The organism is Streptomyces sp. NPDC017056 (assembly GCF_044332485.1).
Taxonomy (GTDB): domain Bacteria; phylum Actinomycetota; class Actinomycetes; order Streptomycetales; family Streptomycetaceae; genus Streptomyces.
Map to the genome: position 1 here is coordinate 549,755 of NZ_JBIRPD010000001.1, position 17,235 is coordinate 566,989.

At 71.8% G+C, this 17,235-nt stretch carries 15 protein-coding genes; 8 read left to right on the forward strand and 7 right to left on the reverse strand.

The genetic code is table 11. From position 1 onward, the window contains the following. Nucleotides 1-10: 10 nt before the first annotated feature. Nucleotides 11-889, reverse strand: coding sequence for an SGNH/GDSL hydrolase family protein (locus ACH4OW_RS02575; RefSeq protein WP_398024342.1), 879 nt, complete (start codon nucleotides 887-889; stop codon nucleotides 11-13). Nucleotides 890-1,087: 198 nt separating this feature from the next. Between ACH4OW_RS02575 and ACH4OW_RS02580 the strand changes: the two genes are divergently transcribed. From ACH4OW_RS02580 to ACH4OW_RS02590, 3 genes are all read left to right on the forward strand, one after another. Next, nucleotides 1,088-1,531 carry a GNAT family N-acetyltransferase gene (locus ACH4OW_RS02580; RefSeq protein ID WP_360122190.1) on the forward strand — a complete coding sequence of 148 codons (444 nt, stop codon included), beginning with the start codon at nucleotides 1,088-1,090 and terminating at the stop codon, nucleotides 1,529-1,531. An 84-nt stretch (nucleotides 1,532-1,615) separates the two neighbouring features. Then, a complete protein-coding gene (locus ACH4OW_RS02585; protein WP_360122193.1) occupies nucleotides 1,616-1,759 on the forward strand; it encodes a hypothetical protein in 144 nt (47 codons plus the stop codon). Nucleotides 1,760-1,917: 158 nt separating this feature from the next. Continuing rightward, nucleotides 1,918-2,877 carry a TauD/TfdA family dioxygenase gene (locus ACH4OW_RS02590; RefSeq protein WP_360122196.1) on the forward strand — a complete coding sequence of 320 codons (960 nt, stop codon included), beginning with the start codon at nucleotides 1,918-1,920 and terminating at the stop codon, nucleotides 2,875-2,877. A gap of 97 nt (nucleotides 2,878-2,974) precedes the next feature. On the opposite strand, the gene ACH4OW_RS02595 is transcribed toward ACH4OW_RS02590, so the two are convergent. The 3 genes from ACH4OW_RS02595 to dusB form a co-directional block, all read right to left on the reverse strand. Continuing rightward, nucleotides 2,975-4,012 (reverse strand): winged helix-turn-helix domain-containing protein, encoded by a 1,038-nt coding sequence (locus ACH4OW_RS02595; protein WP_360122199.1) that lies wholly within the window; start codon nucleotides 4,010-4,012, stop codon nucleotides 2,975-2,977. A gap of 394 nt (nucleotides 4,013-4,406) precedes the next feature. Then, nucleotides 4,407-7,190 (reverse strand): pyruvate, phosphate dikinase, encoded by a 2,784-nt coding sequence (gene ppdK, locus ACH4OW_RS02600; RefSeq protein ID WP_398024344.1) that lies wholly within the window; start codon nucleotides 7,188-7,190, stop codon nucleotides 4,407-4,409. A gap of 353 nt (nucleotides 7,191-7,543) precedes the next feature. Continuing rightward, nucleotides 7,544-8,671 carry a tRNA dihydrouridine synthase DusB gene (dusB, locus tag ACH4OW_RS02605; RefSeq protein ID WP_398024346.1) on the reverse strand — a complete coding sequence of 376 codons (1,128 nt, stop codon included), beginning with the start codon at nucleotides 8,669-8,671 and terminating at the stop codon, nucleotides 7,544-7,546. Between the two features lie 203 nt (nucleotides 8,672-8,874). On the opposite strand from dusB, the gene ACH4OW_RS02610 reads away from it, so the two are divergent. Further along, a complete protein-coding gene (locus ACH4OW_RS02610) occupies nucleotides 8,875-10,353 on the forward strand; it encodes an MFS transporter (RefSeq protein ID WP_398024348.1) in 1,479 nt (492 codons plus the stop codon). On the opposite strand, the gene ACH4OW_RS02615 is transcribed toward ACH4OW_RS02610, so the two are convergent. Further along, nucleotides 10,326-11,204, reverse strand: a complete 879-nt coding sequence (locus tag ACH4OW_RS02615; RefSeq protein WP_398024349.1) for a helix-turn-helix transcriptional regulator — start codon at nucleotides 11,202-11,204, stop codon at nucleotides 10,326-10,328. The two genes, ACH4OW_RS02610 and ACH4OW_RS02615, sit on opposite strands and share 28 nt — an antisense overlap. 101 nt (nucleotides 11,205-11,305) lie before the next feature. On the opposite strand from ACH4OW_RS02615, the gene ACH4OW_RS02620 reads away from it, so the two are divergent. The 4 genes from ACH4OW_RS02620 (at nucleotide 11,306) to ACH4OW_RS02635 (ending at nucleotide 15,371) form a co-directional block, all read left to right on the forward strand. Next, complete coding sequence (locus ACH4OW_RS02620; RefSeq protein ID WP_398024351.1) at nucleotides 11,306-12,754, forward strand: MFS transporter; 1,449 nt, start codon at nucleotides 11,306-11,308, stop codon at nucleotides 12,752-12,754. Between the two features lie 156 nt (nucleotides 12,755-12,910). Then, nucleotides 12,911-13,918 carry an aldo/keto reductase gene (locus ACH4OW_RS02625; RefSeq protein WP_398024352.1) on the forward strand — a complete coding sequence of 336 codons (1,008 nt, stop codon included), beginning with the start codon at nucleotides 12,911-12,913 and terminating at the stop codon, nucleotides 13,916-13,918. A 112-nt stretch (nucleotides 13,919-14,030) separates the two neighbouring features. Then, the gene (locus ACH4OW_RS02630; RefSeq protein WP_398024353.1) at nucleotides 14,031-14,615 is read left to right on the forward strand and encodes a TetR family transcriptional regulator; all 585 of its coding nucleotides are present in this window, start codon (nucleotides 14,031-14,033) and stop codon (nucleotides 14,613-14,615) included. A 75-nt stretch (nucleotides 14,616-14,690) separates the two neighbouring features. Beyond that, the gene (locus tag ACH4OW_RS02635; RefSeq protein WP_398024355.1) at nucleotides 14,691-15,371 is read left to right on the forward strand and encodes a Uma2 family endonuclease; all 681 of its coding nucleotides are present in this window, start codon (nucleotides 14,691-14,693) and stop codon (nucleotides 15,369-15,371) included. Here ACH4OW_RS02635 and ACH4OW_RS02640 read toward each other — a convergent pair. Next, complete coding sequence (locus ACH4OW_RS02640) at nucleotides 15,283-15,915, reverse strand: response regulator transcription factor (protein ID WP_360123249.1); 633 nt, start codon at nucleotides 15,913-15,915, stop codon at nucleotides 15,283-15,285. The two genes, ACH4OW_RS02635 and ACH4OW_RS02640, sit on opposite strands and share 89 nt — an antisense overlap. Before the next feature lie 20 nt (nucleotides 15,916-15,935). After that, the gene (locus ACH4OW_RS02645) at nucleotides 15,936-17,144 is read right to left on the reverse strand and encodes a sensor histidine kinase (RefSeq protein ID WP_398024357.1); all 1,209 of its coding nucleotides are present in this window, start codon (nucleotides 17,142-17,144) and stop codon (nucleotides 15,936-15,938) included. Between the last annotated feature and the right edge of the window lie 91 nt (nucleotides 17,145-17,235).

Genomic DNA, 17,235 nt, shown 5'->3' on the forward strand with positions numbered 1-17,235 from the left:
ACCGGAGACCCTAAGGCGAGCCGATGGCATCGGCCACCGTCGCGCCCGCGTGCGCCATGCCGGTGCCGTTCGGGTGGTACGGGGCGGCCGTCGAGGTCGGCAGCAGCCCTTCCATCCACTTCTCGCCCTTCGCGGCGCAGACGCCGTGCCGGGCGCTGGGCGTACGGATGTCGACAAAGTCCGCGCCGCCCGCCGCGGCCTGCCCGGCGAGCATGGTGTGCAGGCGGTCGAAGGTGTTCTGGAGGTAGTCGGCGTCGCCGGGCCAGATGGGTTCCTTCGGCCAGCAGCCACCCGGCTGGAAGTAGGTGCCGTACGAGACGACGTACACCTTCGCGTGCGGGGAACGGCGGTGGATCTGCCGGAGTGCGGCGGCGATCTTGGGCGCCGTCCGGGTGATCCGCTCGGCCAGCCGGTCCCGGCCGCCTGCCGTGTAGGCGGCTTCGCACGTCCGGCCCGGGGCCACCGCCTGCGGTAGCGGCCGGACGCAGGACGGCAGGGCGGTGCCCAGGCTGATGTCGTTGGCGCCGATGGCCAGGGTGACCAGGTCCGTGTCCGTCCGCAGAGCGTCGAACTGGGGCGGTACGAGGACGAGCCGTCGCCCGGTCAGATCGGCCGTTTTGGCGCCGCTGCACGTGACGTCGGTGAGTTCGGCTCCGAGGCGCGCGGCGGCGGCCGTCGGCCAGTTCCGGTTGGAGCGCAGGCACGTCAGGCTCGTCTGGGCGGGGATCAGCGGACCGGCGGCCGAGGAGTCGCCGAGCGCGACGTAGTGGGGTTTTCGTACGGGGGCGGTGGCGGAGACGGTGTTCGCCGTGGCGGTGGGCGTGCCGAGGGCGGCCAGTACGGCTACCGCCGCGGCAACGCGTCCGGCACGGCGCGGGCTTCGGGGCATCGCGACTCCTGCTGCTCGTGGGCGGTCAGGCGGCCGTGACGACCACGGACAAGGAAGACTCCCCGGAACGCCCGGCCACCAAAAGTCCACGGAGCCCCAGCCGTACGTACAGTCCTGCGCGGCGGTACGGCGGTACGGCGGTACGGCTGTATGGAAATCGGGTGGCGGTACACCGGGGACGTATGGGGATACTCGGCCATGAGCGATGCGGAAACGCCGGTCCGGGGGCCGGCTCTCACGGTCGGCGAGCAGGATCCCAAGCTGGTCAAGCGCCTGGAGGACGAGCTCGACGCCTTCAACGCCGCCGCCACGGACGGCGCCGAGCACGCCGAGTTCTCGGTGCGGGTGACGGACGAGGACGGCGAGCTGGTCGGCGGCCTGAGCGCCTGGACCTGGGGCGGGCTCTGCGAGATTCATCTGCTGTGGGTCCGCGAGGACCGCCGCGCGGAGGGCTGGGGCGCGAAGCTGCTGCGGGCCGCCGAGGAGGAGGCGGTACGGCGTGGCTGCGACCGCTCCACGGTGTCCTCGTACACCTTCCAGGCGCCGGGTTTCTACCAGCGCCAGGGATACACCGAGGTGGGGCGCGTGCCGGGCATGCCGGGCGGCCACGCGGACGTGTACCTGTTCAAGAAACTGGGCTGAGGCGGGCCGGGGCGAACCGAGGCCGGGCCGGGGGCGGGCCGGCGCCCGTTCCCCGTGCCGCGGACATGAGGTACGGTGCGAGCCATGACCACGTACTCGATCTTCCGTGAGACGGAGCCGCTGCACCGCGGCCCCCACGGCGAGTGCGCGCCCCGCGGCATGACGTTTCTGCGCCGCCGCGGCCGGGTGGGGTCTCCCCCGGCCGCCGCTTTCCACCGCTGTCGGTGATCCCCGGGCTCCGAGCCCTGCCGAGAAGCGGCGCCCCGCCCACCGCGCACGCCGCAGGCGGCGTCCCTGCGCGCTCGGCGCACCCGCACCCGCGGCACCCCTGCCGCACTCCTCGTTCCCGCCGCACTCCTCGTTCCGCGCCCTGTCAGGAGGACCCGTTGCCGGCCGCAGCCGACTCCGTCACCCCCGCCCCCGCTCCCGCTCCCGCCGCCCCCGCGCTCCGCGGCCACCGCATCCCCGCCGACGGCCTGTACGAGGGCCACCGCGTCCTGCGCCGCACCCCCGAGGGCTGGGAGGACCGCCCGTACGAGCGCTTCACGGTCGTCCCGCAAGCGGCCACCATCGGCGCGGAGATCCGCGGCCTCGACCTGTCCCGCCCTCTGGACGCCGCCCTGCGCGAGGAGTTGAACCGTGCGCTGCTGGAGTGGAAGGTGCTCTTCTTCAGGGGCCAGCACCTCACCTCCGCCGCGCAGCGCGCTTTCGCCCGCAACTGGGGCGAGCTGGAGACCAACCCGCTGCTGGCGACGGGCGACGCCGAGGACGTGGTCCGGTTCGACCGCAGCGCCGTGTCCACCTTCGAGAACGTCTGGCACGCGGACGTCACCTTCCGCGAACGCCCGGCGATGGGTGCCGTGTTGCAGCTGCGCGAGGTGCCGGCGTTCGGCGGCGACACCATGTGGGCGGACATGGCGGCCGCGTACGACAACCTGCCGCAGGACGTACGGAACCGTATCGACGGGGCCACCGCCGTCCACGACTTCCTGCCGGGCTTCGCCCGTTTCTACTCCGCCGAGCGGCTGGCGCCGTTCCAGGACCGGTTCCCGCCGGTGGAGCACCCGGTCGTGCGGCGGCACCCGGAGACCGGCCGCCGGATGCTGTTCGTCAACACCTCGTTCACCACGCGCATCGTGGGCATGGAGCGGGCGGAGAGCGACCGGCTGCTGCGGCTCCTGTTCCAGCAGGCGCACGTGCCGGAGTACCAGGTGCGGTTCCGCTGGCAGGCGGGCGACGTCGCCTTCTGGGACAACCGCGCCACCCAGCACTACGCGGTCAACGACTACGGCGCGCAGCGCCGGGTGGCCGAGCGGGTGGCCGTCACGGGCGACCGTCCGTACTGACCGAGGGGCGCCGCCGGCCGGAGAGTGCCCTGCCCCGGCAGCGCCCCGCCCCAGCAGCGCCGCCGGAACGTTCCTGCGCACCTCCGGCAGCCGCTCCCTAAGCGTCCACCTCCCGGGCCTCCAACCCGCGGATCTCCAGCCCCCGGGTATCCACCCCCCGGACGTCCACCTCGGGGCCGCCCCGCAGCAGCGCCGCCCCCAGCGGCGTCAACGTATGCAGCACGGCACTGCCGTGACGCAGCGTCAGCAGCAGGCCGGCATCACGCAGCACCGTCGCATGCTGGCTGGCCGAGGCCAGCGAGACGTCGACGCGCCGCGCCAGCTCGCTCGTCGTGCAGCCGCCGCCCACACCGTGCAGGATCGCCGAGCGGGTACGCCCGACGAGCTTGCCCAGGGAGTGGGCGGGCGGCACCGGGGGTGCAGGGCGGGACACCGGGTGGTCGACGGGGTAGACGAGCACGGGCGTGAGGTCCGGGTTGTAGAGAGTGACGGGGGCCCGGCGGCAGAAGTAGGACGGCAGCAGGAGCAGCCCCCGTCCGTCCAGGAAGAAGTCCCGGTCCACCGGGTAGTCCACTTCCAGGACGGGCGGCAGCCAGCGCATGGACGGCGGGAGCGAGGCGAGCAGCTGGTCGGCGCCGCCGTCCACCAGCGCGCGGCCACGGGCGGCGCGGTCCGCTTCTATGCGGGCCTGGAGGCGCGGCCAGTACGGCTCGACCGCGTTCTCGTAATAGCTCCGCAGCGCCCCGGTGAGCCGCCCGAGCGCGGCGGAATCGCCCTCGCTCAGCTCCCGTAACCACGAGGGCAACGGCCGGGTGGCCGGCAGCCTGGAAAGTTCGGCGTGCAGTCGCGCGGGCGGGGTTGCGCGGAGCGCTTCGAGCCCTTCGTCGATGCCGAGCAGCCCCTCCGGCGGCGTCAGGAAATCCGGAAAATAGCCTCGCGTCGGAACGAGCGGCGCCAACAGTCGTGTTTCACCGTTCAACCGGCATCGGGCTTCGGAGCGCCATTTACCGAAGGCCGGCCCCGGCCGCCGGTCGCGCAGTCGGTGAAAACTTAAAACGGTCTCCCACAGCACGTCAGGCCGCGCGGCTATGCGCACCCGGGCCAGATCCGGTCCACTGAAATGGACGCGTAGCACCGAACCCCCACCATGCTCCCTAGTCGACCCCCGGCCATCTGAGTATGCACGCAGACACAGCCTGTCACCACGTTCTTTTGGCCAGAGTTGAAAGGGGTCGCGCCAACACCGCGATCCCGGAAAGCTGTTACTCAATTCGACGGCAGTGCGAATGGAACGGATTGCTCGATCCCGTGGGGGGTGACGAGGCAAAAACCGACCGCTCAGCATTTGCCGTGGAAGGCCGTCAACCAGGCCGACATGGCTGACGGCAGCTCCCGAGGGGGGAGTCCGGAGAAAAGCGAGGGCGGCACCTCCGCACAGGTGCCGCCCTCGTCGGGTTCCGGAGCCGGCGTCAGGGTGAGGGTTGGTTGTTCCGACGCCAACTCCGGTTGGTGCGTGGGGCGTTGCCGCGTCAGCGGCTGTCGCTGCCCAGGGATTCCGCTGCCGCGCGGCCCGCTTCCAGGCGGGCCACCGGGATGCGGAACGGGGAGCAGGAGACGTAGTCCAGGCCCACCTCGTGGAAGAAGTGCACCGACTCAGGGTCGCCGCCGTGCTCGCCGCAGACGCCCAGCTTGAGGTCGGGGCGGGTGGCGCGGCCGGCTTCCGCGGCGCTGCGGACCAGCGAACCGACGCCGTCCTTGTCGATGGTCTCGAACGGGCTGACGCCGAAGATGCCCTTCTCCAGGTAGGCGGTGAAGAAGCTGGCCTCGACGTCGTCGCGGCTGAAGCCCCAGACCGTCTGCGTCAGGTCGTTGGTGCCGAAGGAGAAGAAGTCGGCGGACTCGGCGATCTGGCCGGCGGTCAGCGCGGCGCGGGGCAGCTCGATCATCGTGCCGAGGGTGAGCTTGAGGTCCACGCCGCGGGCCTGCTCGACCTCGGCGATGACCTGCTCGGCCTCCTCGCGGACGATCTCCAGCTCCTGGACGGTGCCGACCAGCGGGATCATGATCTCGGCGCGCGGGTCACCCTTGGCGGCGTTCTTGCGCTCGGCCGCTGCCTCCGCGATGGCCCGTACCTGCATGGCGAAAAGGCCGGGGATGACCAGGCCGAGGCGGACGCCGCGCAGGCCCAGCATCGGGTTCTGCTCGTGCAGCTTGTGCACGGCCTGGAGGAGGCGCAGGTCGTTCTCGTTGGCGTCCTTGCGGGACTCGGCGAGGGCGACGCGTACGGACAGTTCGGTGATGTCGGGCAGGAACTCGTGCAGCGGCGGATCCAGGAGGCGGACCGTCACCGGCAGGCCGTCCATGGCCTCGAACAGCTCGACGAAGTCGGCCTTCTGGAGGGGCAGCAGGCCGCCGAGGGCGGCTTCGCGGTCGGCGTCGGTGTCGGCGAGGATCAGGCGCTCGACCATCTCGCGGCGCTCGCCGAGGAACATGTGCTCGGTGCGGCACAGGCCGATGCCCTGGGCGCCGAAGCGGCGGGCGCGGGCGGCGTCCTCGGCGTTGTCGGCGTTGGCCCGTACGCGCAGCCGGCGCACCCGGTCCGCGTACGCCATGATCCGGTGCACGGCCTTGACCAGCTCGTCGGCGTCGTCGGCGCCGGCGTGCATGCGGCCCTCGAAGTACTCGACGACCGGGGACGGCACGACCGGCACCTCGCCGAGGTAGACCTTGCCGGAGGAGCCGTCGATGGAGATCAGGTCGCCCTCTTCGACGACGATGCCGCCGGGCGCGGTCATGCACCGGCGCTTGGTGTCGACCTCCAGCTCCTCGGCGCCGCAGACGCAGGTCTTGCCCATGCCGCGGGCGACGACGGCGGCATGCGAGGTCTTGCCGCCGCGCGAGGTCAGGATGCCCTCGGCGGCGATCATGCCGTTGAGGTCGTCGGGGTTGGTCTCACGGCGGATGAGGATGACCTTCTCGCCGGAGCGGGACCACTTGACCGCGGTGTACGAGTCGAAGACGGCCTTGCCGACGGCGGCGCCGGGCGAGGCGGCGATGGCCCGGCCGATCTGCTGCGTCTTCGCGTTCTCGTCGAAGCGCGGGAACATCAGCTGGGCGAGCTGCGCGCCGTTGACCCGCTGGAGCGCCTCGGCCTCGTCGATCAGGCCCTGGTCGACGAGCTGGGTGGCGATGCGGAAGGCGGCGCCGGCGGTGCGCTTGCCGACGCGGGTCTGGAGCATCCACAGCTTGCCGCGCTCGATGGTGAACTCGATGTCGCACAGGTCCTTGTAGTGCGTTTCGAGCGTTTCCATGATCTGCATCAGCTCGTCGTAGGACGGCTTGTCGATGCCTTCGAGGTCGGCGAGCGGCACGGTGTTGCGGATGCCCGCGACGACGTCCTCGCCCTGCGCGTTCTGGAGGTAGTCGCCGTAGACGCCCTGCTGGCCGCTGGCGGGGTCGCGGGTGAAGGCGACGCCGGTGCCGGAGTCGGGGCCGAGGTTGCCGAAGACCATGGAGCAGACGTTGACGGCGGTGCCGAGGTCGCCGGGGATGCGCTCCTGGCGGCGGTAGAGCTTGGCGCGGTCGGTGTTCCACGAGTCGAAGACCGCGCGGACGGCGAGGTCCATCTGCTCGCGGGGCTCCTGCGGGAAGTCCCGGCCGGTCTCCTTGGCGACGATGTCCTTGAACTGCCCGACCAGGTTCTTGAGGTCGGCCGCGTCCAGGTCGACGTCGACGCGTACGCCCTTGGCCTGCTTGGCCTCCTCAAGCGCCTCCTCGAAGAGGTCGCCGTCCACGCCAAGCACGGTCTTGCCGAACATCTGGATGAGGCGGCGGTAGGAGTCCCACGCGAAGCGCTCGTCGCCGGCCTGGGCGGCGAGGCCGGAAACCGACGCGTCGGACAGGCCGATGTTCAGCACGGTGTCCATCATGCCGGGCATCGAGAACTTCGCCCCGGAACGCACCGATACGAGCAAAGGGTCGTCGGCCTGGCCGAGCTTCTTGCCCATCGTCGCTTCGAGCGCTTCGAGGTGCTCGGACACCTCGGCACGCAGTGCCGCGGGCTCTTGGCCGCTGTCGAGGTAGACCTTGCACGCCTCGGTGGTGATGGTGAACCCCGGCGGAACGGGAAGCCCCAGGTTGGTCATCTCGGCGAGGTTGGCGCCCTTGCCGCCGAGCAGGTCCTTGAGGTCCTTGTTGCCCTCGGTGAAGTCGTAGACGAACTTCGAAGGCTCGGACGGGGTTACGTGGGGATCTTGTGTTTCCGGCACGGGACTGTCTCCTCGCCGACGGGCTGCCCTGACGGCGAGGAACATACCCAGATCGAAGGTGTCTGGGTACGTCCACTCGGTCGACATACGCCCGTAACCGGTCGTCCGCCAGCAGATCGAAAGTCACGGCGGCCGGAACGGCGCGTTCAAGTTTTGAAGGCAGCGTCGCTCAGGGCGAGGGAAAGCGCGGCGACCGGTCACTCACCGCGAACTTCGCTTGATCATGCGAACGCGGGAGTGGTGGCACCCAGTGCCACCGTTTGGAAGGTGCACTCCCCCGCGAACCGCTCATCTGAGCGCACCCCCTATCAAGGGTGGCGAGAATCACGCCCTTCCGCCCGCCCGGGTCCCGCCATGCGGACCCGGATCCGGACCCGGAACCGGACCCGGCGAGCGCCTCAGCCGCCCGAAGTGTCCAGTTCCGCGTCGGCCGTGACACCCGTACGGTCGTACGGGTCGTCCAGCCAGCCGTCGGGCAGAACCACCCGGTTCCGGCCAGATGTGCGGCCGCGCGGTCCGTCCGCGCCCGCGGGCCAGGGCTGGTCAAGGTCCAGCTCGCTCATCAGAGCGTCCAGTTCGTCCAGCGACGAGGCGATTGCCAGCTTCTTTCGCGACTCGGAGCCGATCGCGAAGCCCTTCGTGTACCAGGCGACGTGCTTGCGGAAGTCGATGACGCCCCGCGCCTCGTCCCCCAGCCACTCCCCCAGCAGCGTGGCGTGCCGCAGCATGACGGCCGCGACCTCCTTGAAGGTGGGCCGTGCGTACGTACCGGTCCCCTCGAACGCCGCCACCAGATCGCCGAACAGCCACGGCCGCCCCAGGCACCCGCGCCCCACGACGACGCCGTCACAGCCGGTCTCGCGCACCATCCGCAGCGCGTCCTCCGCCGACCAGATGTCCCCGTTGCCGAGCACCGGGATCTCCGGCACGGCCTCCTTGAGGCGCGCGATGGCCTCCCAGTCGGCGGTGCCGCCGTAGTGCTGGGCGGCGGTGCGGCCGTGCAGCGCGATGGCCGTGACGCCCTCCTCGACCGCGATCCGGCCCGCGTCGAGGTAGGTGATGTGGTCGTCGTCGATGCCCTTGCGCATCTTCATCGTCACCGGCAGCTCGCCTGCGTTGGAGACCGCCTCGCGCAGGATGGAGCGCAGCAGGTGCCGCTTGTACGGGAGGGCCGAGCCGCCGCCCTTGCGGGTCACCTTCGGCACCGGGCAGCCGAAGTTCAGGTCGATGTGGTCGGCCAGGTCCTCTTCGGCGATCATGCGGACGGCCTTGCCGACGGTGTCGGGGTCGACGCCGTAGAGCTGGATGGAGCGCGGCTTCTCCGTCTCGTCGAAGTGGATCAGCTGCATGGTCTTCTCGTTGCGCTCGACCAGCGCCCGCGTCGTGATCATCTCGCTGACGAAGAGGCCCTTGCCGCCGGAGAACTCCCGGCACAGGGTCCGGAAGGGGGCATTGGTGATCCCGGCCATCGGCGCGAGGACCACGGGCGGCTGCACCGCGTGCGGGCCGATCTGCAGCTGAGTCATGAGGAGCGGGTTCCTTCGGAAGGTCGGGCGGACGAGCGACCTCCCATTGTCGCGCACCCGCGCGGCGGCCACGCCAGAGCCGTAGGTCCCCCCTGGACGCGTACGCGGGCGGGCGCCTCGCCGGAGCCGCAGGTCCCCTGGTCGCGCACCCGGGCGGGCGCCTCGCCGGAGCCGTCCGCCGCCGTTCGTTGTAGCGTTCATCTATGCCTGAGCCGAGCCACCGGCGGCGACTGCTCGTCCTGACGATCTGCTGCATGAGCCTGCTGATCGTCAGCCTCGACAACACCGTCCTGAACGTCGCGCTGCCCTCCATGCAGAAGGACCTGAACACCACGGTCTCCGGCATGCAGTGGACGATCGACGCCTACACCCTGGTCCTCGCCGCGCTGCTGATGCTGGCCGGCTCCACCGCCGACCGGCTCGGCCGGCGCCGCGTCTTCCAGGCGGGCCTGGTGGTCTTCGCGCTCGGCTCGCTGCTGTGCAGCCTGGCGCCGAACCTGGAGTGCCTGGTGGCGTTCCGCATGGTGCAGGCCGTCGGCGGCTCGATGCTCAACCCCGTCGCCATGTCGATCATCACCAACACCTTCACGGAACCGCGGGAGCGGGCCCGCGCGATCGGGGTGTGGGGCGGCGTCGTCGGCATCAGCATGGCGGCCGGGCCGATCGTCGGCGGGCTGCTGGTGCAGTCCGTCGACTGGCGGGCGATCTTCTGGATCAACGTTCCCATCGGGGCGCTCGCGCTGTTCCTGACCGTGCGCTACGTGCCGGAGTCGCGCGCCCCGCACCCGCGCCGGGTCGATCCGCTCGGGCAGCTGCTGGTGATCCTGCTGCTCGGGGCGCTGACGTACGCAATCATCGAGGCGCCGGCGGCCGGCTGGACCTCGCCGCTGATCCTCGGCTTCGCCGCGGCGGCCGCCACCGCGCTCGCCGGGCTGCTGCTATACGAGCGGCGCCGCACCGAACCACTGATCGACCTGCGGTTCTTCCGCAGCGCGCCGTTCAGCGGCGCCACCGTCGTGGCGGTCTGCGCGTTCGCCGCGCTCGGCGGCTTCCTCTTCGTCAACACGCTCTACCTCCAGGACGTCCGTGGCCTGTCGGCGCTGGAAGCGGGCCTCTACATGCTGCCGATGGCCGGGATGACGCTGGTGTTCGCGCCGCTGTCCGGGCGGCTCGTCGGCTCCACGGGCCCCCGCCTGCCGCTGCTGCTTGCGGGGCTGGCGATGGGGACCAGCGGCGTGCTCTTCGCGGCCTTCGAGGCGGAGTCGGACACCGCCCTGCTGTTCACCGGGTACGTGCTCTTCGGCATCGGCTTCGGCCTGGTCAACGCGCCCATCACCAACACCGCGGTCTCCGGGATGCCCCGTACGCAGGCGGGCGTGGCCGCGGCGATCGCCTCCACCAGCCGGCAGGTGGGCCAGTCGCTGGGCGTCGCGGTGATCGGGGCCGTACTCGCCGGCGGGACCCGCGCCGCCGCCACCGGCAGCACCTTCGTCGAGGCGAGCCGCCCCGCCTGGTGGATCATCGCGGGCTGCGGCGCGGCCGTCCTGCTGCTGGGCGCCCTGACCACCGGCCGCTGGGCGCGGGGCACCGCGCGCCGCGCCGCGGAACGCCTGGAGTCCGCGCGGGACCAGGCCCCGCCGCAGGGGCCCGGCGGTCAGCCGGCCGCGCGGATCACTTCCTGAAGCTGTTCCAGCTTATCGCGCGTCGCCTCGTCGTCGGGCGTGTAGGTGATCATCTTGGGCCCGTGGCCAGGGCCGGTGTACAGGTTGGTGGAGGACAGCCGCAGCAGGCCGACGTGCCGCTGGCGGTAGAGCTTGGAGTGGCTCACCGGCCGTACGACCTCCTGGCGCGCCCAAATCTCGCGGAACTCAGGGGAGGCCGCCTCCAGCCGCGCCACCATCGCCTTCCAGGGCGGCTCGGCGACACGGCCCGCCATGGAGGCGCGGAACTTGGCGGCCATCACGCGCAGCGTCTTGTCCAGGTCCACCAGGCTCGCCCGCCATTCCTCGTTGGTGAACGCCAGCCACAGGCAGTTGCGGTCCTCTTCGGGCAGCGCGTCCAGGTCGCACAGCAGCCGCCCGTAGGTGCTGTTGTAGGCGAGGAGGTCGAACCGGCTGTTCTGGACGGCGGCGGGGAACGGCGTGAGCCGGTCGAGCATCTGTCGCATCGCCGGTGACACGCCCGTGCACTCGTTGCCCCGCACGGGGTCGGTCACGCCGGCCAGCGCGAAGAGGTGGCCGCGCTCGGCCCGGTCCATCTGGAGCGCGCGGGCCACGGCGTCCAGCACCTGGGGAGAGACCTTGATGTCCCTCGCCTGCTCAAGCCACGTGTACCACGTGACACCGACCGCCGAGAGGTGGGCGACCTCCTCACGGCGCAGGCCCGGCGTACGGCGGCGGGTGCCCCGCGGCAGGCCGACCTGCTCCGGGCTGATCCGCTCGCGGCGGCTGCGCAGGAAGGCGGCCAGCTCGCCGCGCCTGACGTCGCTGTCGGTCCGCGCGGGCCCTGTTCTCTCCGGCATGGTGGCGGTCATGATCCCAGGATGCCGGAGCGCTCAGCCGGTTGCCAGGTAGCGCCGATACCAGGATAAAGACACTCTGGTACCCCTCTGCATGTACGACGATCGTCGTACTCGTGAGCGATACCCACGTACGAACCGTCCCCGCGCGGACCCCCGTGTCCGCCCCGCACCGCCCGGCCTCTCCGCTGCTGAGCACGCTCGGCCTGGTCACCGTGCTGCTCGGCGCCGCCCTGCCGATGATCGACTTCTTCATCGTCAACGTCGCGCTGCCGACCATCGACCGCGACCTGCGCGCGGGCCCGGCCCTGCTGGAGATGGTCGTCGCGGGCTACGGCGTCGCGTACGCGGTCTTCCTCGTCGTCGGCGGCCGGCTCGGCGACATGTTCGGCCGGCGGCGCCTGTACCTGTGGGGGCTGACCGCCTTCGGGCTCACCTCGCTCGCCTGCGGGCTGGCGCCCGGCGCCTGGACGCTGGTCGCGGCACGGGTGGCCCAGGGCGCGGCGGCCGCGCTGCTGCTGCCGCAGGTGCTGGCCACCATCCAGGCCACGACCACCGGCGCGCGGCGGGCCAAGGCGGTCAGCCTGTACGGCGGCACGGCCGGGGTCGCCAGCGCCGTCGGACAGGTGCTCGGCGGGCTGATGGTCGCGGCCGACCTGGCAGGGACCGGCTGGCGCGCGGTGTTCCTGGTGAACGTGCCGATCGCCGCGGTCGCGCTGCTGCTCGCGCTGCGCAGCGTGCCGGAGACCCGCTCGCCGCACCCCTCCCGGGTCGACGGCCCCGGCACCGTACTACTGGCCGTCGCGCTGGTCAGCCTGCTGCTGCCGCTGACCGAAGGCCGTGCGGCGGGCTGGCCGGTGTGGTCGTGGCTGCTGCCGCTGGTCTTCCCGTTCGCCGCCGCCGCGTTCATCGCCGTGGAACGGCGCGCCGAACGCACCGGACGCACCCCGCTCGTACCGCCGTCCCTGCTGCGCCTGCGCTCCGTGCACAGCGGCCTGACCATGCTCCTGCCGTTCTCGCTGGGCTTCGGCGGCTTCATGTTCGTGATGGCCGTCGCCCTCCAGGACGGACTGCGCTACGGGCCGCTGACGGCCGGACTCTCCCTCGTGCCGCTGTGCGTGGCCTTCTTCTTCGCCTCGCTGGCCGGGCCGCGGCTGGTGGCCCGCTTCGGACGGCGGGTGGTGCTGACCGGCTCGCTGATCCAGGCAGCCGGGCTGCTCGCGCTGGCACTCGTCTTCCGTACGCAGTGGCCGGACGTGTCCGCGCCGGCCATGGCGGGCGCCATGACGGTGCTCGGCGTCGGCCAGGGCCTGGTCCTGCCGGTCCTGCTGCGGATCGTGCTCAGCGAGCTGCCGGCGGCGCAGGCCGGCGTGGGCGGCGGCGCCATGGTCACCACCCAGCAGGCCGGCCTGGCCCTGGGCGTCGCGACCCTCGGCACGCTCTTCCTCGCCCTGCTGCCGTCCATCGGCGTACGGGACGCCCTCGCCATCGCGCTCCTCGCGCAGCTGGCGACGGCGGTCCTGAACGCGGGCCTGACGTTCCGGCTGCCGCGGGCGGTGCGGTAGGGCACGGGGCCGGCTTAGGGGCAGGGTGTAGCGAATGACAGATATTGAAATCTGTCATCGCACATGTCATGGTTGAGGGGTGCCGCCGCGCGTGCCGCGTCCACCGCGACGCGCGGCGGCCTCCCACCCACCCCCTCCGCCCCTGAGGAGCACCCCGTGCAGACCCGCACCCTCGGCACCACAGGCCCGCAGACCTCGGCCCTCGGCCTCGGCTGCATGGGTATGTCCGCCCTGTACGGCGATCCGGGCGACCGCACCGAATCCGTCGCCACCATCCACGCCGCCCTCGAAGCCGGCGTCACCCTGCTGGACACCGGCGACTTCTACGGCATGGGCCACAACGAGCTGCTGATCAACGAGGCGCTGCGCACCGCGCCCGCAGCCCGCCGCGAGCAGGCGCTGACCAGCGTGAAGTTCGGCGCCCAGCGCACCGTCGAAGGCGACTTCATCGGGTTCGACGGCCGGCCCGCCGCGGTGAAGAGCTTCGCCGCGTACTCACTCCAGCGCCTGGGTACCGACCACATCGACATCTACCGGCTCGCCCGCCTCGACCCGAACGTGCCGATCGAGGAGACGGTCGGCGCCATCGCCGAACTGGTCGAAGCCGGTCACGTACGGCACATCGGCCTGTCCGAAGTGGGCGCGGACACCCTGCGCCGGGCCGCCGCCGTCGCCCCGATCTCCGACCTCCAGATCGAGTACGCGCTCGTCTCCCGCGGCATCGAGGAGAAGATCCTGCCCACCGCGCGCGAGCTGGGCATCGGCATCACCGCGTACGGCGTGCTCTCCCGCGGCCTGCTCGGCGGCCACTTCGCGCGCGACCGCAAGCTGGCGGCGGACGACTTCCGCGCGGCGAGCCCGCGCTTCCAGGGCGAGAACCTCCAGCGCAACCTCGACCTGACCGACGCGCTCCGCAAGATCGCCGAGGAGAAGGGCGTCACGGTCGCGCAGACCGCCATCGCCTGGGTGCTCGCCCAGGGCGAGGACATCGTGCCGCTGGTCGGCGCCCGCCGCCGGGACCGGCTGGCGGAGGCGCTGGGCGCGCTGGACGTCACCCTGGACGCCGCGGACCTCGCGGCCATCGAGCTCGCCGTCCCGGCGGGCGCAGCGGCCGGCGACCGCTACCCGTCGCAGCAGATGGCCCTCCTGGACAGCGAGCGCTGACCTTAGGGGCACAGTCGGAGGCCGTGCGGGTACGGTCCGTGGGAGGACGCCCCCGCGTCCGCACCAGGACGCCCCGCACGGCGCCCCCGACCGAAAGGCCCCTACGCACGCCATGCCTCCCGCCGAGACACTGACCCCCGAACGCATCCTCGAAGCCACCGAGGACGTGCTGCGCCGCTACGGCCCGGCCAAGGCGACCGTCGTGGACGTGGCGCGCGCGCTGGGCGTCAGTCACGGCAGCGTCTACCGCCACTTCCGCACGAAGACGGCGCTGCGCGAGGCGGTCACGCAGCGCTGGCTGGACCGCACGAGCGGGCAGTTGCAGGCCGTCGTCACCGAGGACGGCCCGGCACCGGAGCGGCTGGGCCGCTGGGTGCGCACGCTGTTCACCGCGAAGCGGCACAAGGCGGGCGACGACCCCGAACTGTTCGCGACCTACATGACGTTGGTCGGCGAGAGCGGCGGCGTCGTGGAACAACACGTCGCCGACCTGACCGGCCAGCTGGCGGCGATCATCCTCGACGGCATCGAAGAGGGCGCGTTCGCGCCGGGCGACTCGGCGACCCTCGCCCGCGCCGTCTTCGACGCGACCGGCCGCTTCCACGACCCGGGTTACGCGGCGGAGTGGGCGAAGCCGGGAATCGAGGAGGCGCTGGAGGCGGTGGTGGGGCTGGTGTTGCGGGGGTTGGGGAGTTGACGGACCGGCCGTCGTTGCCAGTGGCACCCCTTACGCTGAGTGGCGTTCCGATCACCCAGCGGGGGAAGGTGCATCATGCCACTGACGCTCGAACGGTCACCGACCACCTACGTTCCACCCGACCCGTCCCGGTTCCGGAGACTGCTCCGCGATCTCCTGAGCATCGACGTGCCCGACGGCTACCGGGCGGAGATCGTGGGCGAAAGCATCGTCCTGTCGCCGTGGCCGCCGCCCCACTACCTGCTCACGATGCGGGCGATCGAATCGCAGCTGGCGCCACTCGCTCCGGACGGACACGTCCTCACGGGCACCCCCTGCCTCTTCACCTTCCCGGCGCAAGAGCGCGCCGTGCAACCGGAGATGTACGCCGTCGACAGGAGCGCGTTCCACACGGACGCGTACCACCTCGACGGCAGGGAGCTCTCCCTGGCCGTCGAGCTGACCTGCCCAGCGACGCGTCACCACGACTACGGGGACAAGCTCGCGACGTACGGGCAAGCCGGTGTGCCGGTGTATCTGCTGGCCGACATGGAGGAGCAGCGGACCACCGTGTTCTGGGAGCCGGGCGAGGACGGCTACGCCGAGCGGGAGTCGGCCAGGTTCGGCGAGGAGCTGCGCGTGCCCGCGTTTTCCGCCCGTGAGCCCGGCGCCGTCGGCGCCACCCCCCTCAAACCCCCAAGAACCGCAGCACCGCCAGCACCCGCCGGTGATCCGCGTCCGCCCTCGGGAGGTCCAGCTTGGCCAGGATGTTGTTGATGTGTTTGGCCACCGCGGACTCGCTCACCACGAGCGCTCCCGCGATGCCCGCGTTCGAGCGGCCCTCGGCCATCAGGGCCAGGACTTCCCGTTCGCGTTCGGTCAACCGCTCCAGCGGGTCGCTCTGCCGCCGTACGAGCAGCTGCGCCACGACCTGGGGGTCCAGTGCCGTACCGCCGCCGGCGACCCTGCGCAGCGCCTCGATGAATTCCTCCACGTCCGCGACCCGCTGCTTGAGCAGGTAGCCGATGCCGCTGGTGTTCGAGGCCAGCAGATGCGCCGCGTACCGTTCCTCCACGTACTGCGACAGCATCAGTACGGCCGTGTCCGGCCACCGCTCCCGGATCTCCAGCGCCGCGCGCACCCCCTCGTCCGTGAAGCCGGGCGGCATCCGTACGTCCACCACGGCGATCTCGGGACGGTGCTCGTCCACCGCCGCCACCAGCGCGTCCGCGTCGCCGACTTCGGCGGCCACCGCGAACCCGGCCGTCTCCAGGACCTTCACCAGCCCGATGCGCAGCAGGACGGAGTCCTCGGCGATCACGGCGCGGCGTACGGCGGGCGTCAGGTCGTGCACGGCAACTCCACGGTCATCATGGTCGGGCCCCCGGCGGGGCTGCTCATCCGGAATGCCCCGTCCACGGAGCGCACGCGCTGGGCGAGCCCCTTGAGACCGCTCCCCCCGGACGGATCGGCACCGCCCACCCCGTCGTCGGCGATGACCACCCGAAGTATCTCCCCGAGCCGGGTCACGGTCACGTCCGCCCTGGTCGCCTCCGCGTGCTTGGCGACGTTGTTGAGGGCTTCGGAGACGACGAAGTAGGCGACCGCCTCGACCGCGGGCGCGGCCCGTTCCGGCAGGTCCGTGCGCAGCCGTACCGGCAGCGGCGCGCGGGCTGCCAGGCCCGACAGCGCGGCGTCCAGGCCGAGTTCGTCCAGCACGGCCGGGTGCAGGCCGCGCACCAGGCTGTTCAGCTCCTCGATGGCTTCCTTGGCCTGGCGGTGGGCCTCGTCGACGACCTGCCGGGCCTCGGGCGGCAGGTCCAGCGTGACCTTGGCGAGCCCCAGGTTCAGCGCGAGCGCGACCAGCCGCTGCTGCGCGCCGTCGTGCAGGTCGCGTTCGATGCGGCGGCGTTCGGCGTCGGCGGCGTCGACCGCGCCGGCCCGGCTGGCGGTCAGGTCCTCGACCCGCCGCTCCAGCTCTTCGGAGCGGCTGACGTACAGCACCGCGCGGGCGACGACGTTCTCCAGCCGTACGAGGCCGCCGGCCAGGGCGGGTACGGCGGCCAGGATCAGCAGGCCGACGACCGTGGCGTAACCGGCCCAGGTCCAGACCCCCATGTGATTCACCCGCCACTGCCACCCCAGCATCTCGACCCACAGCAGGCTGGTGGCCGCCGTCAGGGCCACCGCGAGCACCGCCAGCAGGAGCAGTTCGAGCACCCCGAAGAGCGGTCCGATCAGCCAGTTGTAGGCGAACTGCCGCTTGGCCTCACGGAAGCGCAACCTTGGCAGGTCCATCCCGCACAGCGTCCGGAAACGCCACCGCTGGGCCTCGGTCAGGCCGTAGGCGGAGAGGACGAGCAGCGTCACCGGTACCGGCAGCCCCAAGGTCCCGAACGTGGTCCCCGGGCCCAGGATGTCCGCCACATGAAAGAGGGCCCAGCAGAACAACAGCGGCGGGACGCCGTGCGGCAGCAATCCCGCGGCCGCGAAGAGAAGGTCACGGCGCAGCCGTACGAGCGCACGGCGCAGCCGGGGCGGGAGGTTCATGATCCAACGGTATTCAGGGGCGCGGCGGGCGGCCATCACGCCAGTTTCCGCATCGGGGGTGTAGCTGGTGCCACCCCAGGTCGGCAACGGG